Source organism: Dietzia maris (assembly GCF_014144855.1).
Taxonomy (GTDB): domain Bacteria; phylum Actinomycetota; class Actinomycetes; order Mycobacteriales; family Mycobacteriaceae; genus Dietzia; species Dietzia kunjamensis.
On the sequence record NZ_JAALDN010000146.1, the window covers coordinates 1 to 7,115 of the forward strand.

Consider the following 7,115-nt stretch of genomic DNA (forward strand, 5'->3'; position numbering starts at 1 on the left):
GCAGGTGCTCGCGGGCGAGCGGGCGGGGAGTCATCGCTCAACAATAAGCGGGGGTGAGAGTTTTCTCCCCCGGATCGCTGAAGGGTGCCCGGTCGCGGGTCCGGGCGGGCGGTCGCGAGCGGTTGCGACGAGCGTGAGCACGGGCACAATCGCCCACACGGCTCCACGTCGCGCGCCGCGTCCGGCGTCGTACGGCGGAGACGGAGCCCGCAGGTCCGGACGTCCGATTCCCACCGTGAAGGAGCGTCATGTCCGACAAGAGGTCAGATTCCAAGTCCGCCGCCCGATCCGCGGCCGAGAAGCTCGTCGACAAGGCCGAACAGTTCGCCGACGACCTGGCCGGCAGCGCCGACGTCGTCCCCGGTACGCCGGGATCGCGACCGCCGACCGTCGCCGAGCCCACCGAGCCCACCAGCCCGCTGCCGCCGAAGGCCGACCAGAAGGGCGCGACCCCGCACGGCCCGACCGGCGCGGAGCCGCCCGGCTCGGTCACCGCTCGCGAGGAGGTCATGCGTCAGCAGGGCCAGTTCCTCACCACCGCCCAGGGCGCGCGCCTGTCCGACACCGATCACTCGCAGAAGGCCGGTCGTCGCGGCCCGGTCCTGCTTCAGGACCACCACCTACGCGAGAAGATCATGCACTTCGACCACGAGCGCATCCCGGAGCGCGCGGTCCACGCCCGCGGGGCCGGCGCGCACGGGACGTTCGTGGCCAACGGCGCCGCAGCGAGCGTCTGCAAGGCCGGCGTCTTCGCCGAGGGCAAGGAGACCGAGGTCTTCGTCCGCTTCTCCACCGTGCTCGGCAACCGCGGGTCCGCCGACACCGTCCGCGACACCCGCGGATTCGCGACCAAGTTCTACACCGACGAGGGCACCTGGGACCTGGTCGGCAACAACATCCCGGTGTTCTTCATCCAGGACGCCATCAAGTTCCCCGACGTCGTCCACGCCGCCAAGCCGCACCCGGACCGCGAGATCCCGCAGGCCCAGAGCGCGCACGACACCTTCTGGGACTTCGTCTCCCTGCACACCGAGGCGCAGCACCACACCCTGTGGAACATGTCCGACCGCGGAATCCCGCGCTCGTACCGGATGATGGAGGGCTTCGGCGTCCACACGTTCCGGCTCATCAATGACGCCGGCGAGACGAGCCTGGTGAAGTTCCACTGGAAGCCCCACCTGGGCGTCCACTCGCAGGTGTGGGAGGAAGCCCAGATCACCGCCGGCATGGACCCGGACTTCCACCGCCGCGACCTTGCCGACGCGATCGAGTCCGGCGCGTTCCCGAGCTGGGACCTGGGCATCCAGGTCTTCCCGGACACGGTCGACGAGAACGGCGTCAGCGAGATGTTCCACGGCATCGACCTGCTCGACCCGACCAAGATCGTCCCCGAGGAGCTCGCACCGGTGCAGGTGATCGGCACGATGACGCTCAACGCCAACGTCAAGAACTTCTTCGCGGAGACCGAGCAGGTCGCGTTCCACCCGGGCCACCTCGTGCCGGGCATCGACGTCACCAACGACCCGCTACTGCAGGGCCGACTGTTCTCCTACCTCGACACCCAGCTCACGCGTCTGGGCGGTCCGAACTTCGGCCAGATCCCCATCAACCGGCCGCACGCGCCCGTCAACGACATGCTCCGCGACGGGTTCCACCAGTCCGCGGACCACGTGGGCGTGGCGCCGTACCAGCCCAACAGCCTCGACGGGGGATGCCCGTTCATGGCGGGCACCACCGACGGTGCGCTGGTGGAGGTGGCGCAGCAGATCGCCGACGCGCAGGTCGTCCGCGACGCCCCGGCGACGTTCGACGATCACTACTCGCAGGCGACGCTGTTCTACACCAGCCTCACCGAGGTGGAGAAGGCGCACGTCGCCGAGGCGTACACCTTCGAGCTGGGCAAGTGCTACGAGGAGGCCATCAAGATCCGGCAGGTCGAGCAGCTCGCGCACATCGACCATGACCTGGCCGTCACCGTCGCGTCGGGGCTGGGACTGCCCGCGCCCGCGAAGGTGCCCGTGGCCGAGGTCGTCACCAGCCCGGCCCTGTCCCAGATCGGCAAGGAGTGGCCGTCCGACGGGCGCCAGATCGGCATCCTCGTCACGGAGAACTCCGACGTCGGCGCGGTCAAGGAACTCGAGCAGGCCGTGTTCGGCGACGACATGGTCCCGCTCGTGATCGGCCCGGTCGGCGGCAGGCTCGGCGAGGGCGAGCCCGATGCGACGGTCGCGATCTCGCGGACCTATCAGACGCAGCGGTCCATCGAGTTCGATGCCCTCGTCGTCGTCGACCTCCCCGCCCACCCGCGGACCGACGTGCTCATCAGCGAGATGTACCGGCACAAGAAGGCCATCGCCACCCTGGCGCCCATCGACCGGTACGTCGACTTCGGACTGACCTCGGACACCCCGGGCGTGGTCGCGGTCGACGCAGCGGCCGGCGTGCTGCCCGCACTCAAGCCGCTGCTGGCCACCCACCGGGCGTGGGAGCGGCCCGACCCGGCCCGCATCTGACGCAGGGCACGGAGCAGTAGACGGACACCGTGGGTCGGGGATCGCGAGAGGTCCCCGACCCACGGCGTGCGCGGGTAGCGTCTCGGCCATGAGCGACCACCCCGCCACCCGTGAGGCCGCCGCCCGCGAGAGTCCTGCCGGTCTCCGCCTCGAGGCGCGGCGGGTGATCACGGCTCCGGCGGACCGCGTGTTCGCCGTACTGTGCGATCCGGACGGCCACGTGGCGATCGACTCCTCGGGGATGCTCCAGGCGGCCGAAGGATCGGTGGTCACCGCCGAGGGCGACCGGTTCGTCATCCACATGGACCGCGAGTCCCTCGGCGACTACGACATGGGCGAGTACGACGTCACGGTGATCATCACCCGGTTCGAGCCGGACGCCGAGATCGCCTGGACCATCGACGGGGCCATCACGCCCCCGATCGGCCACACCTACGGCTACCGCCTCATCCCGCTGGGCAATGGCGATAACGGCGATGGCGACGGCGCCGAGGGGGCGCGTACCGAGGTCGTCAGCTATTACGACTGGTCCGATGCGCACCCGAAGTGGCGCGACTCGGGAGTACTGCCGGTGCTGGACGCATCGGCGCTCAAGGCGACGCTCGGAATTCTCGACCGGGCGGTCAGGAGGGGATATGTCCGCGGCTGATCCGAATGCCCACCGGCCGGACCTGTGGTTCTCCCGCGACGGCATGGAGCTGCGCGCGGTGGACTCCGGGCCCGCCGACGGCGAGGCGATCGTCCTGCTCCACGGGTTCCCGCAGCGCACCTCCAGCTGGGACCTCGTGTCTCCGCTCCTGCACGCGGCCGGGTACCGCACCCTGGCGCTGGACCAGCGCGGGTACTGCGAGTCCGCCCGCCCCCGTGGTCGACGCGCGTACCGGCTGTCGGAACTGGTGGGGGACGTCCTCGCCCTGCTCGACGCCGCCGGCCTGCCCGACGCCCACGTGGTGGGTCACGACTGGGGCGCCGCCGTGGCGTGGGGTGTCGCCGGGGCGCACCCCGACCGCATCCGCAGCCTCACCGCCGTGTCGGTGCCCCACCCCGCCGCCTTCCTCAAGGCCATGTTCGCCTCCGACCAGCTACTGCGATCCTGGTACATCGGGCTCTTCCAGCTGCCGTTCCTGCCGGAGCGACTGCTCACCTCGGCCGGTCCGCTGCCCGAGAAGGCCCTGGCCGGGATGGGTATGACGCCCGAGATGATCGAGCGCTACCGGCGTGAGATGGTCGCCGCCGGCGCGATCCCCGGGGGACTCGGCTGGTACCGGGCCCTGCCCTTCGCCTCACCGTCCCGCTCGACCGCGCCGGTCCGTGTGCCCACCACGTTCGTGTGGAGTGACCGCGACCCGGCCCTGGGCCGCGGGGGCGCCGAGCGGACCCGCCACCACGTGGACGCCGACTACCGGTTCGTCGAGATGAGCGGGGTCAGTCACTGGATCCCCGACGAGCGGCCGGCAGAGCTGGCCGATGCAATCGTGGCCCGCGCCCGGTCGACCGCGGACGGCTCGGGTCCCGGGGCCTGAACTCCACCGCACCGGGTGCGCGCGGCCCGGTGCGGTGTCAGGCTGGGCCGATGTTCTTCATCTTCGGCTTCAAGAACTCGTCCCGGAACCTCGGGCTGGCCCGGGCCACGTGCCCGAACTGCGGCAACGTCGCCGCACAGCGGGTCGACCGTCGCAAGCGGGCGTTCTCTCTGTTCTTCGTCCCCATCATCCCGCTGGGGTCGTCGTACACGGCCACGTGCACGGCGTGCGGCATCACCACCAAGATCGACCGGTCGCGGGCCGACGGGATCCTGTCCGGCGCGTACTGATCCGGCCGCTCAGCTCTCGCGCGCTGGCACCGCTGGGGCCGTGGCCCTGTCCTCCCACGGAGGCGGGATCGTGGCGGCGACCGACGCGGCCAGGAGGGTCGCGCCGCAGCCGAACATCAGACCGACCCGGAATCCGGCCTCGGTGGGGACGAACAGCCCCTCGAAGTCCATGGACATCTGGGTGAGCAGCACGCCGAGCACCGCGGCAGAGGTCGTGGTGCCGATGGAGCGCATGAGTGTGTTGACGCTGTTGGCCGAGCCCATCTCGGAGGTGGGCACCGAGGCCATGATCAGCGCGGGCATCGCACCGTAGGCCAGCCCCACACCGCCGCTCACCACGATGCCGACGGTCATCACACCCCAGGTCGATCCCATGAGGAACAACCCGGACGCGTAGCCGACCGCGACCACCAGCGCTCCCAGGATGAGCGTGGTCTTGGGACCGCGGGTACCGATGAGTCGCCCGCTGAGTGGGGAGACCGCCATCATCGCCAGCCCGCCGGGCGCGCTCCACAACCCCATGGCCACCATCGACTGGCCCAACCCGTGCCCGGTCTCGACCGGGAGCTGGAGAATCTGGGGCATGATCAGCAGCTGCGCATAGAGGCCCATGCCGATGGTCACCGAGGCGATGTTGGTCATCAGGACGGGGCGACGGGCGGCAACCCGCAGGTCCACGATGGGTGACGGGTGCCGAAGGACCCACAGTGCCCATCCGGGCAGCGACACCGCGGTGAGGGCCAGCAAGCCGAGGGTCAACGGGGAGCCCCAGCACCAGTCGGCGCCCTTGGACACCGCGAGCAGCAGCGAGATGAGAGCGATCGCGAGCCCCACCGCGCCGACGACGTCGAGCGTGCCGTCCGGTTTGGCGGCCGGCAGCGTCCGGAGACGCACCGTCATCATCACGATGATCGCCACGCCCAGGGCCCCGGACCCCCAGAACATCCACTGCCACGAACCGTATTGCGCCAGGGCGGCCGCCGCCGGGAGCCCGAGCGCCCCTCCCACTCCGAGCGAGGAGCTCATCAGACTGATCGCCGGTGCGAGTCGACGCGCCGGGAGGATCTCGCGCATCGTGGCGATGCCGATCGGGATCACACCGATTCCCACGCCCTGCAGGGCGCGCCCGATGAGCATCGGCCACAGCGAGGTGGCCAGTGCGCACAGCACCGAGCCGACGACCATGACCGCCGTGCAACCGATGAGCACGTACTTCTTCGGATAGAGGTCTCCCAGTCGTCCCATGAGCGGACCGGCCACCGCTCCGGCGAGCAGCGTGATGGTGACGACCCAGGAGGCGTTGACCGCGGAGGTGTTGAGAATCGCCGGCAGCATGCCCAGCAGCGGGATGACCAGCGTCTGGCTGAGGGACATGACGACGCCGCCGAAGGCGAGGACCGCGATGAGGCCGTTCTCGTCCGACCGGACGGTGTCGGCGCCCCCACCGCGCGTTCGTGCCATCATCCCGTGTCCTTCCGACCGAGGCTCACGTCCGGAGCCTCTCGTCGGACATTACAGACAGGTGTCGAACGGGTTCTCGTTCCGGGCACGACCACGTCGTTCGACATGACGGTCCGTGACGGCGGAATCCTCGCTCACTATTGTCTACCGCTGTCCGCGGTGCGACGATGAGCGGGTGGACACCACCGGCTCGACCCGGCGGATCACCCGCCGGCCCACCGTCGCCGTGGGGGCGTTCCTCGCCGCCACGGCCGTCGCACTGACCGCCGCCGTCACGGCCCCTGCCACCGCGAACGCCCAGGACTCCTCCGAGGCCATCCCGCTCCTGTTCCCTGCTCCTGACCGCGTGATCGCCGTGGGCGGCTCACCCTCCGGGTTGTGCGCAGGCGCGATCTCCACCACGCTCGACGGCGACGGGTACCCGGACACGGCATCCGTCTCCTGGGCCTTCGCCGTCGTCGGGGTGGGCCCGTGCACCCTCACGGCCACCCTCTCGTGGCGCAACCTCGACACCGGGGCCACCGGGGAGAAGATCGCGCAGGTCCCGTTCCCGCGGATCTCGACGGGCATCCCCGATCCGATCTCCCACCCCTACGAGGCGCAGATCTCCACCGGCCCGGGCCGGGTCGAATACCGACTCACCACCACCGGCGGGGCCGTCGCCGGGCCGATCGTCGTGGAGACGGTCGCCTACGACGGCTGACGACGCCGGGGGCGCGCAGCACCCGGACCGGGCGGGCGTTCCGGGCCGAGCATTTTGTTGGTTGCCAAACCGGTTCCAGTAGGGGACGTGAGCATCCCAGGATGTGCTCTGGGCAGCGCGGGTCTTCACGTGGGCTCCATCGCGGATCTTGATGTGGATCGCGTCCAGGAACACCACCGGGTAGAACGCCTCCAACGGGCGGTGCTGCCAGGCGGCGACTTCGTCCAGGACCGCGTCGGTGACGTTGGCGATGGACTCGTGCGACAGCTCCACCCCCAGGGTCCGCGCGAGGTGGTGCTCGATCTCCCGGACGGTCATTCCGCCGGCGTACAGCGAGATGATCTGGTCCTCCAGCCCGCCGAGCCGGCGGGCGCCCTTCGGGACGAGCTGGGAGGCGAACGAGCCCTGCCGATCGCGGGGCTGATCCAGCTCCACCGGGCCGACCTCGGTGGCCACGGTCTTGCGCGAAGTGCCGTTGCGGTGGTTTCCGTCCCCGCCACGGGCGTGGGCATCGCGGCCCAGATGCTCGGTCAGCTCGGCGCCCATGCCCCGCTCAAGGACGGCCTTGAGCATCTCGTTCAAAAAGCCGTCCTTGCCAGTCAACTCCAACCCTCGCGAACGGGTC

At 70.3% G+C, this 7,115-nt stretch carries 6 protein-coding genes and 1 pseudogene; 5 read left to right on the forward strand and 2 right to left on the reverse strand.

Going from position 1 to position 7,115, the window contains the following annotated elements; genetic code table 11:
- Window positions 1-248 precede the first annotated feature (248 nt).
- From G6024_RS05445 to G6024_RS05460, 4 genes are all read left to right on the forward strand, one after another.
- The gene (locus G6024_RS05445) at window positions 249-2,513 is read left to right on the forward strand and encodes a catalase (protein WP_159148246.1); all 2,265 of its coding nucleotides are present in this window, start codon (window positions 249-251) and stop codon (window positions 2,511-2,513) included.
- An 88-nt stretch (window positions 2,514-2,601) separates the two neighbouring features.
- Window positions 2,602-3,162 carry an SRPBCC family protein gene (locus G6024_RS05450; protein ID WP_063973117.1) on the forward strand — a complete coding sequence of 187 codons (561 nt, stop codon included), beginning with the start codon at window positions 2,602-2,604 and terminating at the stop codon, window positions 3,160-3,162.
- Entirely contained in the window at window positions 3,149-4,036 is an 888-nt protein-coding gene (locus tag G6024_RS05455; protein WP_007626536.1) for an alpha/beta fold hydrolase, read from the forward strand. The genes G6024_RS05450 and G6024_RS05455 overlap by 14 nt, the downstream gene beginning before the upstream one ends.
- A 50-nt stretch (window positions 4,037-4,086) precedes the next feature.
- Window positions 4,087-4,326, forward strand: coding sequence for a zinc-ribbon domain-containing protein (locus G6024_RS05460; protein WP_061917661.1), 240 nt, complete (start codon window positions 4,087-4,089; stop codon window positions 4,324-4,326).
- Window positions 4,327-4,335: 9 nt separating this feature from the next.
- On the opposite strand, the gene G6024_RS05465 is transcribed toward G6024_RS05460, so the two are convergent.
- Complete coding sequence (locus tag G6024_RS05465) at window positions 4,336-5,790, reverse strand: MFS transporter (protein WP_159148247.1); 1,455 nt, start codon at window positions 5,788-5,790, stop codon at window positions 4,336-4,338.
- Between the two features lie 172 nt (window positions 5,791-5,962).
- On the opposite strand from G6024_RS05465, the gene G6024_RS05470 reads away from it, so the two are divergent.
- Entirely contained in the window at window positions 5,963-6,490 is a 528-nt protein-coding gene (locus G6024_RS05470) for a hypothetical protein (RefSeq protein ID WP_007626533.1), read from the forward strand.
- 111 nt (window positions 6,491-6,601) lie between these two features.
- Here the strand turns inward: G6024_RS05470 and G6024_RS05475 are convergent.
- Window positions 6,602-7,115 (reverse strand): annotated as a pseudogene (locus G6024_RS05475) (transposase); the annotation flags it as partial.